Raw genomic sequence first — 18,684 nt, forward strand, 5'->3', positions numbered from 1 at the left:
TGGCAATCTCCCTTTAATTCAAGTAATTCAAGCTCGGCTGCTGCGGCCAATCGAGACGGGCGACGAATTCGTAGACCGGCCCACCAGGCACCCCCCAATTGCTCGACCAGATCACTTGCGACCCATCAGGGGACGGTGAGGCATGTGTCTCGCTCCAATAGTCAAATGGAGCGTTTCGCGTCTGCACGATGCGTCGGACCTCCTGACGACCGTCAACACGCAGCGCGATCACTTCGCGCGTGTATGGCGCCCAGTTTGGATGGCTCCGAACCTCATCGGGATTGCCCCCGTAACTTATAAATGCCCATTCGGGCCTGTCCAAAGCACGCAGCGACGTATGCTCGGCCTCACCGTACTTCGTGAGCGACGTGACCTTTCCATCGGACAGCCGACGCTTGATCACCTGATATTCGTCCGGAGCGGATTTGCTGGTTCCGACGTAAATCTCGCTACCATCCGCATCGAGAGTCAAATCGCCATGGCCGGGCCGATGATGGTCCTTCCACCTCTGGCGCAGGGTGCCGTCGACTGCGAAAATGGCTCGCTGCTCGGTGCCGTCGACCAGGTTTTGGAAACACAGGATGTTTTCTCCAAGCGGAGAAATGGTGCAGGAACTGGTCGTTCCGGCAACCTGGGCGAGATCGATGTCCGGGTATTTCAGACGCCGGTCGATGTCGTATGCGAAGACGACGGCAGCTCCATCATCGCGGGTCGCGCGTACGGCAATGCGGTTGCCGTCACGACTAGGATTTCCCTTGGACGGGCCGAATTCGAGATCCCGATATTTCGTTGCGGCATACACTATGTCCTCACGATTGGTGCGGGGAGCCCAAGTCGAGATCTTTTGACCGTCGACACAGATCATCATCTCCGCCTTTCGAGGGCGCCATTCGCACTCACCCGACTTGTTGCGGTGAAACAAAGGGAGGTAGGTTTTCCCGTCGAGGAAACACATGCCGTTGCAGCCGTTCATGAGGACGAGGAGGCTCTGATCCGCATTCCACGCTTGCGCGCTCGAGTATCGGTGACTGCAATATATCTTGCCGCAGACAATTCCGCTGCCAAGAGCTCCGGGCTGGGTAATCCGAGTAAAGCTGATCCCTGTCGCCGGATCAGTGACAGGTTTCAGGTAAGCGGGCAGATCCATTGACGGCTCCGTGCCTGCCGCACCGCTCGGCCGGTTTCCGGCTGTGTGCAGCGCCAGCAGAGCGGCCATCAGCAGCACAGCCGGTATGAGCCGCGGAAAGGTCATGTCATATAGCTCATTTCACGACGGACGCGGCCTTCGCTGAGGCGCGAGCGCCACCACTCGATGGTCCTTTCCAGACCATCACGCAGGCTCGTATGTGCCCGCCATCCGACTTTACTTTCAAGGTTTGAGGAATCGGCGAGCAACGCACGAACCTCGGAGTTCTGCGGCCGCACCCGGCTTTCATCGCGGCGGACCGGTTTCCTGGTGCCACTCAACTCGAGCACCAACTCCAAAACGTCCGAGACACTGGCGGCGCGCTGGCTGCCGGCATTGTAGGCATGGCCAAATTCAAGCTTGGCCGCCCCTGCCGCCACAAATGCCGCCGCAGTGTCTTCCACAAAGGTAAGGTCGCGGATAGGGCTGGTGTCGCCGACCATGATCGCCGAACAGTTCTCGTCCAGAGCCTGCCTTATGATGGTCGGCACGATGGCCCGCTCGCTCTGGCGCGGCCCGTATGTATTGAACGGTCGCAGGATCACCACCGGCACATCGAAGGACCTGGCATAGGACGCCGCCATCATGTCCGCGCCGATCTTGGATGCGGAGTAGGGGGATTGTCCCTGCAACGGGTGGGATTCGTGGATCGGCATGGTCAGAGCGGTGCCATAAACCTCGCTTGTGGACGTATGCACAATGCGCTCGGTTTCCCAGTGGCGTGCCGCTTCGAGGACATTCACGGTACCCAGCACATTGGTTTCCACATAGGATTGGGCAGCCGCATAGGAATAGGGAATCGCAATCAGCGCAGCCAGATGAAACACCACCGCCTGGCCGCGCACGATCCGGTTGATGAAGGCGCTGTCACGAACGTCCCCCCGAATGCACTGCAACTGGCTTCGAACGTGGTCGGGCAAATCATCCAGCCAGCCATGGCTGTCGAACGAGTTGTAGAGGGCCAGTGCCGTGACATCGGCACCTTCGCGCACCAGCGCTTCCGTGAGGTGGGATCCGATAAATCCATCCGCACCCGTGACCAGGACCTTCCTGCCGTGATAGTTCACGACCGTGCACTCCTTCGATCATGTGAGCCGTCAAACTGGCGAACGAACAACAATCCATTCATGCCAAACTCTCCTCACTTGCCAACTCTACCCACTTGCCGCGGGAGGCAGGGACACGCCGAAAACCGCCCTGAAGCCCCGCATTATCCAGACGAGGTCCGATGCAATGGTGCGCCGCGGATAGTAGGCGAGGTCGATCGTTGCCTTGGCCGGGAACAGGACCTCTCGATAAAACAGGAGCGGATCAAGGGAGGGCGGGTAAAAACAGGCTTCGTGACGGAAGAGAACCTGGGTTGGGCCGAGCAGGCCAGGCTTCCACTGTAGGACAGCTTCATTGCCGCCGCGGAAACAATCGGCGAAGGCAAGGCTTTCCGGCCGCGGCCCGACAATTGCCATGTCCCCCGTGAAAACGTTCCACAGTTGGGGCAGCTCATCAAGTTTCGTTGCCGCGAGAAAACGGCCTACCCGCGTCATGCGGCTGTCATCGTTCATGGTCAGCGCAAGGCCGAAAGGATCGGCTGTCGTCTTGAATTTGCGGAACTTGTACATGCGAAACGGTTTTGCGCCGGCACCCAGGCGCGTCTGTGCGAAAAGCACGGGCCAACCGCCTTCGACAAAGAGTGCAACGGCAATCAGGAGCATCAGTGGAGCGAGTACCATTCCCGCTACTGCGGCGAGGATGATGTCCATAGCGCGTCTGGCAATTCCGTGGCTGGTGCCAGCTACGGCGGGCCGATGCATCGTCACGTCGAGTGCGTTCATGCCGCGGCTCCCGCCCGCCCGCTGCCTTCAATCGCCGTGGCCAACGCAACAACCACCGACTCGATCGCACTTGCCGTAATTTGCGGGTGTAGTGGAATCGTCAATTCCCGCTGCGCGAAGTCCTCGGTCTTCGGCAGATGGATTTCAGTGAACATCTGGCGATAAAGCGTCATCTGGTGCACGGGCGTATAGTGGATTGTGGTCTGTATACCCTTCGTTCGCAGATGGTCGATTACCGTTTGCCGGTCGACGTCATGCGGCAGGAGGACAGGCATGATGTGGTAGGCCGAGGTCCGCGGTTTGCCGAACGGGACTGTCACAGCCGAGCAATAATCTGCGATCAGACGCCGATAGAGGACGACCAATATGCGCCGGATTTCATTCCATTCCTGCAGGTTCTGAAGTTGGACCAAGCCGATAGCGGCGCGCAATTCGTCCATGCGATAATTGAAACCGAGCATCGTCACGTCGTATTGCGGCGTGCGGCTGTTCAGCCGCTGATGTGTGCCACTGGTCATCCCATGTCCGCGAGCCTGGCGGATCGCTTCACGGAGCTGTGCATCCCGGGCGATAACGGCCCCGCCTTCCGCGGTGGTCATGTTCTTGTTGCCGTAGAAGCTAAAGGCCGCGGCCGCACCGTAAGTCCCCACCTCCTTAAGGCCGGGAGCATGCGCGGCATCCTCGACGATATGCAGTCCTCGCACACGGGCAAATCTCTGCCATTCTTCCCGGTCGGCGAGGTAGCCGGCAAAATGGACGAGAATGACTGCCTTGGTGCGTCCGGTGCACTTGGCTTCCGCGTCGCTTAGAGACATCAGTGGCACTTCGGCCGACTCTATGTCGACGAATACCGGTGTTGCTCCTACGTAGAGCACTGCATTCGCGGTCGCCACGAAGGTCAGCGAGGGAACCAGCACTTCGTCTCCAGGGCCGATCCCAAGTGCATGGAGAATGAGATGCAGGGCGGCGGTGCAAGAGCTGACGGCGACGCAATCGACCGCATCATGCACGGCCGCGAAGGCCTCTTCAAAGGCTCGTACCTGGTCCCCCATCGTCAGCCACCCACTGTCGACAACTTTGGCCAGGGCCGCCTTTTCCGGAAAGCCAAGAATAGGAGCGCTGACCAAGAGCATTACGACCTCCTCATGTTGGCGCGGCCGAGCGTTCGCCCTCAAGCGGCCGCTGCCGAGACCTCGATCGATACGGACTGCTCTTCCCAGGCAATGGTTTGTGCGTTTTGAAAATCTTCAACGCGTCCGATATCCAGCCAAAGCCCATCATGTTTGTAGACGTGCACATTCGTGCCGTTTTGCATCATCTGCAGCATGAGGTCGTCGAATCCGAAGGCGATACCGTCAGGTATAAAACGGAAAACATCTGGGTTCATGCAATATATACCCATGCTTACCAGATGAGATAGAGTCGGTTTTTCACGAAATACTTTAACAGTATTGTCGATCTCGTCGATGACGCCGAAGTCCATCTTGATGACGCGGGAAGCGGTGGCTATGGTGACTGGATCCGTGTGAGTCCGGTGTGATGCCACAAACCGGCTGAGACTGAGATCGGTAAGTACGTCCCCATTGAGAACAATGAACGGCTCGTCCAGTTCCTCCCTGATCAGGGAGAGCGGGCCGATAGTGCCGAGAGGTTCCAGCTCCTGGGTATAGCGTATCCTTAGATTCCACTGTGATCCGTCTCCGCATACGGTGCGGATCAAGTGCCCCAGATAGCCGGTCGTGACGTAGACTTCCTGAATGCCGTTCCGTCGCAGCCACTTCAAAAGCAATTCAAGAACCGGTCGAGCACCGATCGGCATGAGAGGCTTGGGCAAGATGGATGTGAAAGGCCGAAGGCGTGTTCCCATTCCACCGCACTGAATGACCGCTTTCATCTCGTCCTCCTATTGATACGACTGTCGCGGTGTGATGGGTCCAGCCCACCGGCCGGAAGGTACGCCAGTGTTGGTTTCGCCTCTCCGGGTGCAGCGATGGTAAGTGGCGCCCGAGAAGGCGTCGTCGTGCATTTGAATGGCACTTTCCCGGCGTTTTGATTTCAATATTCCAGCCGGCAGGGCATGGGCGCGGCAGGGCGGTCAATCAGAGCTGGGAGCTGTAGCCGCTCGATTGGCAACTGCTGTGCGCATGTCCGGCGCCGGTAACGACCTTCTCGGAAGGGCATCGCTACCGTTCGTACGAAAAAAACACTTTGCTATCTGGCCCTGAAATGTGTGCGATTGTAAGCTATATTAGCAGGTTGAAATGTGCGGATGGGCGGCGACGAGCGTCGACATACGGGGGATCAGCGGGCGGCTGATCTGTGTTGGGTCACCGTACAGTCCATCCAAAGGGAGGGTTCGGCAGCTAGGGACACATGCGGGCTGCCAAAAGGTGGGTGGTTCATGTATCGTATTATCATCGCCGATGATCACGGCTTGTATCGTCGTGGGCTGCGACTGGCATTGATGGCCGGCATTCCAGACTTGGAAATATTCGAAGCGGCGTGTTTTGATACCGTCATAAGCCTGCTTGAAGATCAGGCGCCCGTTGATCTCGCCGTCATCGACCTGAACATGCCAGGACTGTCCGGCCAGGACGATCTTCGCGACGTCTTACCGGCTCATCCCGACACACGGTTTGCAATTGTTTCAGGGACCGATTCACGCGCCGAGATTCTAACTGCCCTCTCGATTGGACTTCATGGCTATATCGTAAAGTCCCAAACGGACGAGGAGGTGGTCCTGGCGGTGAAGGAAATCCTGGCCGGCCGTATTTACGTTCCGGCACTTCTTTCACAAAGGTCCAAGGAGCCGGTACGCCTTCCATCCGAGGCTCCCACGCGAATGCCCCACAGGACCACCAGCGTCAACAATCTGGGCAGGCTTACGTCCAGACAGAAGGAAGTCCTCAGGTTGATGGCCGAAGGTTACTCGAACAAAGAGATTGCCCGCTCTCTTGAAATTGCAGAAGCGACGACGAAGATTCATGCCGCCGCCGTCCTGCGCGAACTTGGGGCACGAAATCGGACAGAGGCCGCGGTTCTGCTGAAGACATGGGCCGCCAGAGACGTCAACTAGCGCCGATTGCTTTTGGCGGCAGCCGGACCGAATATTTCAGTCCGTGAGCCAGCATCTCAAGCTTGGAAGAGTGACCCACGATAGGCTCACCGTCGGCTCCAATGATCAACGACCCAAAACCGCGCCGAGCCGAGGTGGAGACCCGGCGCTCTCCCGATTCCGACCATTCAAACACGATGTCGGCGCCGGGCTCCTGGGCTGTGAATTGCCACATGACCTCGATCCGGCCTGCCGGAGTGCCGAGAGCCCCATGCTTCACGGAATTGGTCGTAAGCTCGTGAACGATCATTGCGAAGCTCTCAGCCGAACCCTCTGCGATTTTTACTTCGGGCCCACTGATCGAGATGTTGTGCGTCCCCATGTAGGGCTGCAATTCCTGAACGATGAGGTCGCGCAAGGACGCCGACAGGTTGCCATCGCGTGAAAGAAGCAGATGCGTCGCCTGGAGTGCGCCGATTTTTTGGATCAGTGTCTGCTTATAGCGGGCGATATCGTTGTCGGGGGCACTAACCATATTCACAAGCGCCGTGATCACCGGAAACAGATTGTTGAGCCTGTGGCGCTGTTCAAGCATGGCCCGCTCTCGCTTCTTCGCCGCAGCCCGCAGCAGAATGGTTATGCGCCGATCGGTGACATCCGCGGCGACTCCTATTCGCTGTGCACGACCATCGCGCAATTCGTCCCGTCCGCGAAGAGCAATCCAGCGGATATGTCCGCCAGCTCGCCTGATGCGGATCTCCGCGTCATAGTTGGCGCCGGATGCAAGCTCTCCCGGGGCCGTCAAATTAGGCAAGTCGGCTGGATGAACGACCGCAGCCAGTTCCTGCAGCGGACGGCTCGGCGCGGGTGCCAGTCCCATCATTTCCCAGAACGCGGCCGAGCCGTTCACGGATCCGCTCTCGAAGTCTATGCGCCATGTTCCCAACCGGCTGGACGACAGCGCCAGGTCCAACCATTCCTTCTGAGCCCGGAGTGCCTCGCGGGCGGTTCGCTCTCCCGATATGTCGTCCACCATTACAAAGATGCTTTGAGGGAGAGCATCAGCTGGCACGGCCAAAGACAGCGCCAATCTTGTCCACAAAACCGTGCCGTCCTTTCTCAGGAGACGGATCTCCGAGCCGAACGAAGTCGTGTCTTTGAGGCGAGTCAATGCTTCCGCCAAAGTGTGGTTGTCGTCAGGATGGACGAGTGCCCTGACTGGCAAACTAGAAAGCTCCTCCTCGGCATACCCTGTCATCTCACAAAGACGTTTGTTGGATCGTTGCAACTCTCCGTTCTCGCTCATATTGGCAAAGCCGATAGCGGCACGTTCAAATGCCCAGCGATAACTGTTTTCGGTCGCCTCCAAGGCCACGAGTCTAGCCTCTGCAACCCGCAAAAGGGTGCGGTAGTCCTGCCTCTGCCGGTGGAAAGTCAGGGCGATCATCCCCCCTGCAACCAGCAGCAGGATGGCCCTAATCCAAACGTCGACGTCGGTTGGATTGTGAAGGACATCCCGCGCCAACAAGCCGACAGTCACCATCACAAACGTTGCCGCAAGGGCAATCAGGCGATCTTCGAGATATGAGATGGCAATAATGGTGGGAACAAACTCAAAAAAGCCGATGTCGTATGCCATGGAGGCGGGCAGCGCTGTCTCGACCGCAAGTGTCGCGACCAGGAGCGACATCGAGGCAAGGTGGGTTAGCAACTTGCCTGAGCTGTTCGGATGCAAACTGAGCGAATGCAAACGCATGTGCCAGACTATAACCTTCTGACTAGTCCGTCGAGATTAGACCGAAAAGCGTACAGACTAGTCCGACCGCAGGATTGTTCCCCGGGATTGTAGCGCGCATTTTGTCCGTTGTCGGGGGCGGATCGGACCGCAACTCTCCAAGCGACCTGACTGACATGTTTAAGGCACCTCCTGACAGGGAGGCGTTGCCGTTTTGCGGGAGGTAAGAAAATGGCACTGGTTGGTAGGCAGCATGATGGAATTCTTGGTCGCCAATATGGAAGTTTCGGGGGAAAGCCCGTCTCGGCCTTGAGAACGCAGGGTGGCCATAGTTCCGCCTGGCACCAAGCACCACAAAGGTTCGACGGCGTGGCTGTCGAGCCAAAGCAGAGCAGCCTTGCATCTGTTGTGAGAATGCTTGATCGCATCGGGTGTGGCTATCTGATCCTGAACAGCGACAGGAAGGTCATGGAGTGGAATTCAGCCGCTCAAAACACCTTGGAGCGCGAGGGCGAGGCAGCTGATACGGCCGGCAAGGTGTCGGTTGCTCTGAGGCGGCTGATCGCAAACGTGCCGGGGAATTTTCTTCCTGGCACGCTTTCATGGGTGGTGATCCGCGGTATGGGCGACAGGCCCTTGATTTTGAACGAGAAGGGCATAGCAACGCCTGACGCGACGAGTATCGTGGCGCTGCTGGATCGTGAAAACAGGTCCGGGCCAAATCCCCAGACGCTGCAAAGAATGTTTGGTCTGACGAGTGCCGAAACGCAACTCGCGCTGCGCTTGGCGCAGGGCGATGCCCCTTTGGAGATAGCCCGCAAGCGGCGCTTGAGCCGGACCACGATAAGGTCACAGCTGGCGTCGCTCTTCGCCAAGACCGAAACACGGCGCCAGGCGGAACTGGTAGCTCTTCTTGGGCGCATATGCGTCTTGCCGTGAGGTAACGGCCGTACCATGCGCGCGCGCAACAGGCTTGTGCGCGCGCAATCTGTTGCCGGCGTGCTTGTCCGCCAGCCTCACCCTACCGCCGTCGTGTGCGCACCCGGCCCAATCTTGGGCGGATTGCAAACACGTGGTTAAGCACGTGCCAGCCCGCCACCTTCATGACGGAAGGCCGGAAGATCTGAATCCCGTCCAGGAACGTGGTCAACCAGGACTGCTGGTGGAACCTCATGGGAATACGAGCAACCCGCAATGCCCGCAGCAATGTCTCGGGAGGCGGGAGATGGTTGCGGTCCTTGATGAGATTCCAGTTAAGCTGTTTGACGGCGAGGGTCACTTCGTCGACCTCGCGGAAACTCTTTGACGTTGTAATGCTTGGATGGTTCGTTGCATCGTAAAAGGTAAGCGGATCGCTTATCGCCACCATGTCCCCATGGCTGGCTAGATCCACGAAGAACAGTTGATCCACTCCGGCCGGAATCTCTTTGTGCGTGCGCATCAAGCAGCCGGCACGAATGACGTCGCTGTTGATCAACAATGTGGATGGAATAATCCCCAGGCAGCGTGTCGCGCGCACCAGATAGAGGTCCATCAGGCACTGCTGGCTGGAATAAAGCGAGATCGGTTCCTGCTGCTTGGGGACTTGGCGAAATCGCACTCGCTTGTCCTCGATTATGTTTGCGGCTGACGTCATGAAGGCGACTGAGGGGTACTGTTTGGCAATTTCGGCGAATGTCCTGAGTGCACCTGGCGCAAGCCAGTCATCGTCATGTAGCAACTTGATCCATCGTCCGGAGCAAGCCAGCATAGCGTTGTTGGTGTTCTCCACCTGACCGCGACCTCGACTGTTTTCGATGATGCGGATGCGAGGTTCGCTCCGTGCGTAGTCGGTCACGATAGCCCAGGTCTCGCCCTCCGGCCCCTCGTCGTCGCTCACGACCAACTCCCAATCGGAGTAATCCTGGCCCAAGACGCTGTCGATCGCCCTGCGGATCGTATCCGGTCGACGAAAGGTTGGTATCCCGACCGAGATAAAAGGGCGTGACCACGAGAGATCGGCCCGGTCATGCTGGGTGACCGCAACTGCCGCTTGAAGGTTGTCAACCGACGACGAATTCATGGTGTTTTTTCCTCGAGACATTCATGTTGGATGCACGTTGCAGCGCCTGCTGGTTGAGGGTCGTGGGTCAACAGATACAGTGATGCTGCCATTTTCAGAGCGAAACCCGACGCGCCGCCGGCGGCCATGAAATAGATGACGGTGACTGGCTGCCAGCCCGCCTGGGCGCCGGCGAGCAGCGGGCCAAACACGAGAACCGCCCGTGCGAGGTCGATGACCAGTCTTGTTCCTTGCCGCCGTAACAGAGCGGGAACGTCGCTGAGCGGAGTCGACAACGCCTGTGCCGCGCCCATCAGCGCCAGTGCGGTCATGATTTCCGCAGTGGGCATCCAAGGCTCGCCCAGAAGCGGAACGACCACATAGGGCGCGGCGAGGCCGAGCAGCAAGATCGGCACCGCGGTAAAGGCGGCGGCCAGCAGGAGAAGCCCGCGCGCCACACCAAGCAGGTGTCCACGATTGCTGTTCCGGTTTGCTTCGGCGACAAAAACATTGCTGAGCGGTGTGGCGATCAGCGTCACCGGACCGGTGACCAGCCGCGCGGCCACGCCCAAATATCCGGCAAATGCGGTGCCGAACAGCCCGCCGACAAGGACTGCTGGAAGATTGTTGATTGCTATGCTCGCGAGCGTTGCGGGAATATCGAACAGAGGAAATTTGTATTCCCGCCGAGCCTTTTCCAATACCGCACGCCAAGGTGCCCAGGCGATGCCACGCAAATCCTCCCAACTCATCACCCGATAGCCGATCACCCCGATGAAGACGAACTGGCTTAAAATATGGGCATGGATCATCGCTTCACCGCCGAGTTCGGCGATGCCGAAAGCCAATTGCAGTGCAGCCATGCTCGCCGGCAGGATCAGGCGCCCGAGAGCAAAATCGCGCAAAAGCCCGGCACGCAGACTCCAGCAGTTCATGGCTTCGACCAGACCTGCGCCTCCCATTCCAATCGGAATGAGCCAGGCGAGCGAGCCGAGGCGATTGGGAGCAAGGTTCGACAGCATCTGTCCGGCCGAAAAGGCCAGGACGGTCGTCACGAACACAGCCAAGAGAATAAGCTTGACCGTCACATAGGCCTGCGCGTTCCCCTTGACCCCATAGAGCGAAGCCTCGAAGCGCAATGCCGCGACCCCGGCGAGTATGTTCACGATCGACAGATAAATCGTAAAGATGCCGAAATCGGCCGGCGAATAGAGCCGCGCCAAAACCGGGATTGCGGCAAGAAGGGTGAGCTGGCCGACAATCGCCATTGCCGACACTCCGCTTGCTGCACGAATGATCGAGCCGATCGGGCTCGGCCGAACAACGATGATGGCTGTGCCTGCCGCAGGAACCGTCTTGGGTCTCAGAAGGTCGCTTGGTGCCATCGGTTCGCGCTTCCGAGGGAGGCAAATATCGGGGATTGCCGCAGCCTACGATGCACACCGGACCTTGCCATCATTCACCTGAATGACGCGCTCTGCTGACAGGCTGCACCGTGAATCGTCCTGGCCGCTCCCTGGATGAACCGCCCCAGGATCGTCCGTAGCCCAAGGACGAGCCTGTGGCCGTCATGCTATTTGCTCGCGCAAGAGGTCAGCGCTGTCCTCGAGCCGATATCCGGCATGTTTTTTCAGATTCACTCGCGTGAGGACACTGCCAACAGGTATCGCAAGAGAACCGTTGCCCTGAAGGAGTTCCAGCACCCCGCGAGCGAGGGTGCGTGGCGTTTTCCTCCACCGGATGGCGAAAAGAACCACGTCCGCCCATCCTGGCAGAAATTTGGCTTCCGGCTGCCCCAGCGCCGACGGCAGGTTTATGATCACGATGCGATAGGTCGCGTGCAGATCCGCCATCACTTTGCCTCCGTCCTCGCATGATAGCAGCGCCAGCAGGTCGTCCGACGGAGCGGCGGTCATTACGTCGATCCCGATTTCATGCAGCCTGGCAACGGCACCTTCCAGGTCGCAGCGATTGCAAACATAGTCAGCGAAGGAATGGCGGTTCTTGCGTTCGCTGAACTGGTGCAGGAACTCGAGCGTGAGCTGAACGCCCTTGCGTTCAAGATCGACCAACAGAACTCGACCGCCCAGTCGCGTGCCGGCGAGCGCCAGGCTCCACGCGAGCTCGGTCCCGCCATCCTGCGGCACGCTGGAGGTGACAAGCGCCGTGTACGACGAACGAGCCCTTAGCGCATTTGGTGCCGCCGCAATCAGCAACGACGTCACGGCGCGGCTATATGCGGACCTGCGCTCCCCCAGCACGAGGTTTCGCAGTTGTTTGGCATGCATTCCGCCTGCTTCGGGAATCTGCCCCACACATGGAACCTTGAGCACCGCTTCTGCCTCGGCCTCGCCACGGAAAGTCCGGTCAAAATGATTGCGCATCGTGACGTACATCGCCCCCAGAATGGCGAATAAGATCATCCCAGGGGGAACAAGGAAGATGGCTGGCAAGGTCTGCGGGATAGTCGACGGCCAAGCAGCGGACAGGATGGAAATTCCAGCTGAGGGAACTCCGATACGCCGCGTCAAATCCTGTTGTCGACCAAGGAGTTCGTTATATCGCTGGGTCAGCAGGCTGACCTGCGGCTCGAGAGCCCGCAAACCGGAAAGCCGGCTGGCGGTGTCGGCCATGACCGCATCCAGGATGTTCTTTCGGCTTTCAAGAGCGGCGATCTGTGCACGGAAAATGTTTGCATCGGCAGCAATCTTGTCGACGCCTTGTTCGATCTTGCTTTGCATCGTGGCTCTGAGTTCCTGGTCTGCCGGCGCGAGAGCCTGTCGAGCCGCAAGGTCGGCAAGTTCAGGCGCGCCAATAGCTTCGGCCAAGGCGGTGAGAGAGGCCCCATGCTCTCGAAGCCCCTGGACGTATCGAAGCCGAGATTCCACAGCGGCGAGGTCCGCCTTTGACATCGACAATTGCTGGCTGAGGTCGGCCCGTTCCCTGGCTGCATTGTCAGCCGAGCCTTGGTCGATGGCTCCGTGGCTCAGCCGATATTTCTCAAGGCGGTCTGCCGCTGCCTGCAGATCATTTTGCAGCCCGGGCAAACTGGCGGTGATCGCATCGAGCTCTTGCTGGTCGGATGCCTGCCTTTTTTTCGCTAGGGAGTCGACATAAACCTGAGCGAATGTGTTGGCCACGAGCGCCGCCCGCGCGGGGCTGTCATCGGCAAAAGCGACGGAGATTACTCTCGATCGCAGCTCCTGCCCGACCCGCATGCCTCGCCGCAAATCTCTCAACTCGGAGGCATCCTCGGCTTGTGGACCGTTGTCTGCCTGGTCCGCCCCTGGCCACAGCCAGTCCAGTAGACCGCCGGCAAGTGAGCGTGTCCTTGGGGGAGGGGTGGCAGACGGTTCAAGCCGGGAATTCCTGCTCGCGGAATTGTCCTGTCCGGTTTCCGCCGCACCTGTCTTGCGCAGTGCCGCCATGACGCGGCGCAGGTGATCTTGCGACGATAACATCGTGATGTGGTCATCTATGCTTGAATCAACGAGGTCCTGCGAAGACGGGGCGCCGACGGGCAGTGAACCGCGCGAGGGGGCGTCGACGATAAGCTGGGTTGTTGACTCGTAGAGAACTGGTCGAAGGCTTCCCAGCAACCCCGCCAACAAGCCGCCCAACACAGCGAAGGCAACAATAGACCATTTTCTCCTTGCCAGAATCACGAAGAGTTGGCGCGACGCGGTGGGCGGCTCGACATACTCACGCAATGACCGCACGGGCACTCTGCCTTCGAGAACCGGTGCTGGTAGTTGATTGACCCGTGGCAGCTGGATCGGGCTGATTGCGGAACCTACCATCTTACACTCCTGCCAGGTCGCGTTCATGAGTTGGGCCGGTTTGCTGTGCTTGCCGATTGGCCTTGCTCCGCCAGGCCTGGAACATCAACGCGGACCACAATTCGCGCGAGCGGTTATGGCCATCAATGTGATCGCGCCAGCAGGCGTCGATCTTCGCGGTGTCCAATACGTCACTGCTTTCGGTTCGCATGTCGGCGAGAAGATCGGTGGCCCAGTTGCGCAGCGGACCCCGCAGCCATGCAGCGATAGGGACATCGAAGCCTTGTTTCGGACGCTCGATCAGGTGCTGCGGGAGATAGCGGCGTAGCAATTGGCGAAGGATCCATTTGCCGGCGCCATCACGAACTTTCATGTTGGATGGCAGCCGCCAGGAGAATTCGACAACGCGGTGGTCAAGCAGAGGACACCGACCCTCAAGGCTGTTGGCCATGGTGGCACGGTCCAGCTTCACCAAGATATCGCCAGGCAAGTAGCCCGCCATGTCATCGTACAGAAGACGGGAGAGCAGGTCGTCAAGCGGCGGACCGCCGTAGCCGTGGGTTGGTTCGGTCGGCCGCTGATATCCAAGGTTTTCAGCTTGTGGCCGCGCCAGCCGCTGAAACAATTCGTCTTCGTTCGATGCCGTGAGCAGCCGGGCGAGGCGTTCCATTCGGTCGCTCCGGATAAAATGCCTCGCGCTCGCAGAGAGCGGCAGTTTGCCAACGGCATCGTCACGTCCGGCGCGTGCGAAAAACCCTGCCCCTGCCGCCAAGGTTCGGCGCAGTTGTCGGGGCAGGCGCAGGTGCCGTTTCAGCCGCTCCGCCATAAAGTGGCGGCCGTATCCTGCGAAGCATTCGTCACCACCGTCGCCCGACAGCGCTACGGTGACGTGCTGACGAGCGAGCCTGGCAACGAGCAAGGTCGGTATTTGTGATTCATCGGCGAAGGGTTCATCCCAGACCTGGGGCAACTCGGGAATGACGTCACGTGCGGCGCTTGGCGAGAGGTGAAGTTCGGAGTGGTCGGTACCCAGATGACGGGCAACGGCCGCTGCGTATGGAGCTTCATCAAAGCCGCCCTCTCCGAACGAGATCGTGAAGCTGCGAACCGGCTTGCAGGATTGGGCCTGCATCAAGGCGATCACGGCTGAGCTGTCGATCCCGCCCGACAGGAAGCCGCCCAGAGGCACGTCGGCGATCATACGTTCCCGCACAGCCAGCCGAAGCCGGTTGTCCAGTTCGTCAACCAGATCTTCGTCGGTGCCGATGGCGGGATTCCGTCGCCCATCGGCAGCGACGGCAGCCAGCGACCACCAGCGGTGAACGCATCGGGAAAGACGGTCCGCGCTGCGGTCTTCGGCAAAATTCGCCGCCGTGACGGAAAGGACAGAACCAGGCGGCAGTTTGAACACGCTTCGCCAGATACAGCGATGGTCCGGCACCCATCCCGTCGAAAGCATTGCCGCGGCGGCATCAAGATCAAGGTCGGGAGAAAAGCCCGGAAAGCAATTGATCGCCTTCAGCTCAGACGCGAAAACCAGCGCATCTCGGGTCGATGCGACATAGAGGGGCTTTTTGCCCATTCTGTCGCGGGCCAGATGCAGGGTTCTTGTCTTGAGATCCCACAATGCGAAGACGAACATACCGGCAAAGCGATTGAGGGCGGCCTCAAGCCCCCAATGCTCGATTGCGCAGAGCATCACTTCGGTGTCGCTAGCACCTTGAAAGGTTTGGCCCGCACACTCGAGTTCGCTACGCAAATCGCGAAAATTGTATATCTCACCGTTGAAGGTGATCACGTACCGACCGCTGGCGGAATGCATCGGCTGGTGCCCGGCGGCTGACAGGTCGACAATTGCCAACCGCCTGTGGCCCAGTGCGATTCCAGCTTCGCGGTCGATCCAGAGCCCCTCGCCATCCGGCCCCCGGTGACGCAGCGATGCAGTCATCCGCCCGATCGCTCCAAGCGGCTTTATGTCCAGAGCGTCCGAAGCCAATAGAATTCCCGCGATCCCACACATTAGGCCACCCTCGGTTCAGCAAGCTGCCGCCGAAGTGCGGTCGGATTTCCGGCAACGAGGCAGAAAGCCAGCGAAAACCACACGATCGGGTGGCGGATGATCAGGTGAGGCATGCTGAAGATTATCGTCGATCCCCCGAGCACCAGCAGGGCGTCGAATCCCGCTCGCCAGGCGGAGGACATGGCGGCGCCCACGATCCAGACCAACGCCATCACGGCAAGCAATCCGCCCTGCAGGTAAAGGTCGAGAACGGTGTTATGCGCCTCGAAAGGTCGCTGTAGAAATTGACGGTCGGCCACGGGAGGCCGCTCGAGGTGGGGGCCAGGGCCCAGTCCCAGGGACCCGGATTTCAATCCTTTTTCCACAGCCTCCTGCCACAGATAAAGCCGGAGTTCGAACGTTTCGACGGTCGCTTCCCCGCCTTCGTCTTTGGTAAGGCTCTTCGCAAAATTGGCGACGCTGGTCTCTTCGGTGAGCGCGTACGGCGTCATTGCAAGCGCTAGAGGGAAGGAGCCTGCCAACAGCATAATTGCCGCCAGGCGGGGCATGCTGGCGCGGCCGCTCGTTGCTATCCATGCACGAAGCCGCAATCCGATGAAGATGAGGCAGCTCAGGATGCTGGTATAGAGATAGGTGTCGCTCTTCGTCAGTCGGCCGACATAGAACGTCAGGAGCAGGCATGAGAATGCTAGCAAACGAGCCCATGGGTTGCGCGTGGTCGTGGCAAGATGCAAAGCCAGCGGGCCAAAGAGCGCGCAATAGAGCGCGAGTTGGTTCGGGTTCTCTGACCAGCCGCGGAACCGGTCCCAATACCAGGGATCGACGCCGGATTGGTGGATCGCACCATAAGCCAAGCCAAGCTGTATCACAAAGGCTCCATTGGCAAACGCGACCACGTACCATGCGCTGCGGCGCAGATGCCGATCGGCGTCCGGCTCCGCCGCGGCCAGGCACGTAAAGCTTGCCAGCAACACATATGCCATAATGTCATGTACAAACCCGGTCAGATAAAGAACGGTGGTCAGGTAACCGACGATCGTGCCGATCCCCAAAGCGAGCGACAGGAGCAGCCAGAAGCTCGCCAGTTGGACAAAAGCGGGTGTGAGCTGGAGACGACCGCCAGCGAGTATTCGTCCAATCGCCAGCACGATCCAGATCGCGATGAACAATTCGCCATAGCCGAGCGGCAATCCCGGAACGCCTAGTTGCGTCGCATAGGACATAGCAACCCCCAGGGCGAGCAAGGCGTCCCGGATCATTGATGTGCCCCGCCTCGGTGATTTGCGAGGCCGCCTCCAAGCCCAACGGCAGGGAGCGGTCGCATGTGCCCCGCGCGGAGTGTGTTGTCGTAAAGGTCGCAGTACTGGTCGACCACCAGTGGCAGGGCAAATCGCCTCCGGACAAGTTCAACAGAACGGGCGCCCATCGCCTTGGCCGCCGCGCGGTCGGACAGCAAGTCTATTGTTCGCGAGGCGAGGGCTTCGGCATCATGCGGCGCAACCAGGTAGCCGTTCCATCCGTCTTCGACGACGTCGCTGCAGCCTGGCATCCTTGAGGCCACGATGGGCAGTCCCGCCAGCCCCGCCTCGAGCAATACACGCGGAACCCCCTCGCGATACTGAGTGGGAAAGGCGAATACATCGGCCATGCCAAGGAGGTCGGCGACATCGCGTCGTGGACCCAAGGCCAGCACATGAGGTGCATGCCGATCGAGTTCCGACTTGTCGATTGCGAATGAGCCTTCGGATTCTCGTGGGCCGACGAGCACAAACCGTGCCGAGGGCCTTGCGGACAGAATGCGAGGGACCGCCTTGAGAAGGGCCGCCACGCCTTTCTGGCGCGTCAAACGGCCGACGAAGATCACCACTTCGGCGGACTGAAGGCCGAGGTCCTTTCGCATCTTCGTTGCTGAGGACCCGAGATGGCGCACCGTTGCGAACGCGTCGACATCGATTCCGGAACTGCGTATCAGTCGCGAACTTCCGCGACCGATCAGCCGAAAGCGCTCGAAGAACAGTTGGTCGTCGCTATTTTGGAATACGGTCGCTGCCGTCCAGGAAGACGCAAGCCATTGCAGTGCGCAATAGACCGGACGCAAGGCCAGGGCTCGAGGCTCCAGCGATGAGAACGTCCATCCCAGTCCGTTGATGGTGCGAATGACCGGAACAGTTCCCCGTACCGAAAGGGGCGTTAACAGATTTGGCTTGGTGTCGAAGCTCTGGATGATGTCAGGCTGAAGCTCCTGCATCAGGCGGCGCATCGTTCCGAGAGTGCGCCATTCCCCGCCTCCGCTTGCAAAGCGGTCGAAGGAGAACCTGTGATGCGAAATGTCATGCCGTAAAAACGGTACGGGAGAACCGCTCGAGACCGCCGTAACGCGAAAGCCTTTCTCTCGCAGCGCGATGAGGAAGGGAACTCTCAAGGCGTGATCCTCGCCTCCCACGCAGACCAGGTGCGGGTTCATCTGCCTCTCCCAAGCGCACATGGCCGATTGGCTCTCGATGCTGCCATGGCCCGGTTTAATCACCTCTGAGCGCATGCCGCCCGAGTGCACGCTAGGGGGACACCAGGTGCCTGTCCTCGTCCGTTTGAATGACACCAGTGATGTTTGGAAGGGTGGCGACCAGCGAGGCGAGATTCCCTCGCGATTGCCGGAGCGTTCATGTGACTCGTGTCTTGCGGGATGAGCGCGGTGCTTGCCTGAGCCGGTACGGGTGGCCGGTCTGCATCACCTTGGTTGTCCAAGGTTTTCGAGTGTCCAATTGCGGCGGCGCGGTGCCTGAGCTCCGCGGTTCGCTGATGGCAAAAAATCTTTGTGGTTGCGCTGGGCCGTCAAGCCGGCCCTCGGCCTGCGTCGCCCGGTCTTCAGGACGGAACCCGCACGTCAGCTGTTGGTCCACACATCCGGAACATCTGTCGGGGGGGGGCCCCGGCCCCGGGCGCGGGCGCAAGCGGGGTTGATGGGGGGGGGTGTGGGGGGTGGGTCGTATCGAAATATGTCTAGTGAAGTGTGGGGTGAGGGGGGGGGGTGGGGGTGTG

The 18,684-nt window shown here is 59.6% G+C and carries 14 protein-coding genes; 2 read left to right on the forward strand and 12 right to left on the reverse strand.

The window, feature by feature from the left end:
- Positions 1-13 precede the first annotated feature (13 nt).
- The 5 genes from NKJ11_RS25300 to NKJ11_RS25320 all read right to left on the reverse strand — a co-directional run bounded on the left by NKJ11_RS25300 (position 14) and on the right by NKJ11_RS25320 (position 4,909).
- Entirely contained in the window at positions 14-1,252 is a 1,239-nt protein-coding gene (locus NKJ11_RS25300) for a hypothetical protein (protein WP_352794556.1), read from the reverse strand.
- Positions 1,249-2,253, reverse strand: a complete 1,005-nt coding sequence (locus NKJ11_RS25305; protein WP_023808953.1) for an SDR family NAD(P)-dependent oxidoreductase — start codon at positions 2,251-2,253, stop codon at positions 1,249-1,251. Before NKJ11_RS25305 ends, NKJ11_RS25300 begins: the two co-directional genes overlap by 4 nt.
- Positions 2,254-2,340: 87 nt before the next feature.
- A complete protein-coding gene (locus NKJ11_RS25310; protein WP_023808952.1) occupies positions 2,341-3,015 on the reverse strand; it encodes a sugar transferase in 675 nt (224 codons plus the stop codon).
- On the reverse strand, positions 3,012-4,148 hold the full coding sequence (locus NKJ11_RS25315; protein WP_023808951.1) for a DegT/DnrJ/EryC1/StrS family aminotransferase: 1,137 nt from the start codon (positions 4,146-4,148) through the stop codon (positions 3,012-3,014). The genes NKJ11_RS25310 and NKJ11_RS25315 overlap by 4 nt, the downstream gene beginning before the upstream one ends.
- 38 nt (positions 4,149-4,186) lie before the next feature.
- Positions 4,187-4,909: a nucleotidyltransferase family protein gene (locus NKJ11_RS25320; protein WP_352794557.1), complete on the reverse strand. Its 723-nt coding sequence runs from the start codon at positions 4,907-4,909 to the stop codon at positions 4,187-4,189.
- Between the two features lie 507 nt (positions 4,910-5,416).
- Between NKJ11_RS25320 and NKJ11_RS25325 the strand changes: the two genes are divergently transcribed.
- Positions 5,417-6,091, forward strand: coding sequence for a LuxR C-terminal-related transcriptional regulator (locus tag NKJ11_RS25325; protein WP_023808949.1), 675 nt, complete (start codon positions 5,417-5,419; stop codon positions 6,089-6,091).
- Here NKJ11_RS25325 and NKJ11_RS25330 read toward each other — a convergent pair.
- Entirely contained in the window at positions 6,084-7,826 is a 1,743-nt protein-coding gene (locus tag NKJ11_RS25330) for a PAS domain-containing protein (protein ID WP_023808948.1), read from the reverse strand. The two genes, NKJ11_RS25325 and NKJ11_RS25330, sit on opposite strands and share 8 nt — an antisense overlap.
- Before the next feature lie 210 nt (positions 7,827-8,036).
- Between NKJ11_RS25330 and NKJ11_RS25335 the strand changes: the two genes are divergently transcribed.
- Positions 8,037-8,744, forward strand: coding sequence for a helix-turn-helix transcriptional regulator (locus tag NKJ11_RS25335; protein ID WP_031212340.1), 708 nt, complete (start codon positions 8,037-8,039; stop codon positions 8,742-8,744).
- A gap of 82 nt (positions 8,745-8,826) precedes the next feature.
- Here the strand turns inward: NKJ11_RS25335 and NKJ11_RS25340 are convergent, their stop codons facing one another.
- The 6 genes from NKJ11_RS25340 to NKJ11_RS25365 form a co-directional block, all read right to left on the reverse strand.
- Positions 8,827-9,867 (reverse strand): glycosyltransferase family 2 protein, encoded by a 1,041-nt coding sequence (locus tag NKJ11_RS25340; RefSeq protein ID WP_023808946.1) that lies wholly within the window; start codon positions 9,865-9,867, stop codon positions 8,827-8,829.
- Positions 9,864-11,114: an oligosaccharide flippase family protein gene (locus NKJ11_RS25345; RefSeq protein ID WP_245486033.1), complete on the reverse strand. Its 1,251-nt coding sequence runs from the start codon at positions 11,112-11,114 to the stop codon at positions 9,864-9,866. The genes NKJ11_RS25340 and NKJ11_RS25345 overlap by 4 nt, the downstream gene beginning before the upstream one ends.
- Before the next feature lie 300 nt (positions 11,115-11,414).
- Positions 11,415-13,673, reverse strand: coding sequence for a GumC family protein (locus tag NKJ11_RS25350; protein ID WP_352794558.1), 2,259 nt, complete (start codon positions 13,671-13,673; stop codon positions 11,415-11,417).
- Positions 13,648-15,645: an asparagine synthase (glutamine-hydrolyzing) gene (gene asnB, locus NKJ11_RS25355; protein ID WP_352440667.1), complete on the reverse strand. Its 1,998-nt coding sequence runs from the start codon at positions 15,643-15,645 to the stop codon at positions 13,648-13,650. The genes NKJ11_RS25350 and asnB overlap by 26 nt, the downstream gene beginning before the upstream one ends.
- Positions 15,645-16,904: an O-antigen ligase family protein gene (locus tag NKJ11_RS25360; RefSeq protein WP_352440666.1), complete on the reverse strand. Its 1,260-nt coding sequence runs from the start codon at positions 16,902-16,904 to the stop codon at positions 15,645-15,647. Before NKJ11_RS25360 ends, asnB begins: the two co-directional genes overlap by 1 nt.
- Complete coding sequence (locus NKJ11_RS25365; protein WP_352610099.1) at positions 16,901-18,109, reverse strand: glycosyltransferase family 4 protein; 1,209 nt, start codon at positions 18,107-18,109, stop codon at positions 16,901-16,903. Before NKJ11_RS25365 ends, NKJ11_RS25360 begins: the two co-directional genes overlap by 4 nt.
- Positions 18,110-18,684 lie beyond the last annotated feature (575 nt).

This window comes from Mesorhizobium sp. M0243 (assembly GCF_040321775.1).
Classification (GTDB): Bacteria; Pseudomonadota; Alphaproteobacteria; order Rhizobiales; family Rhizobiaceae; genus Mesorhizobium.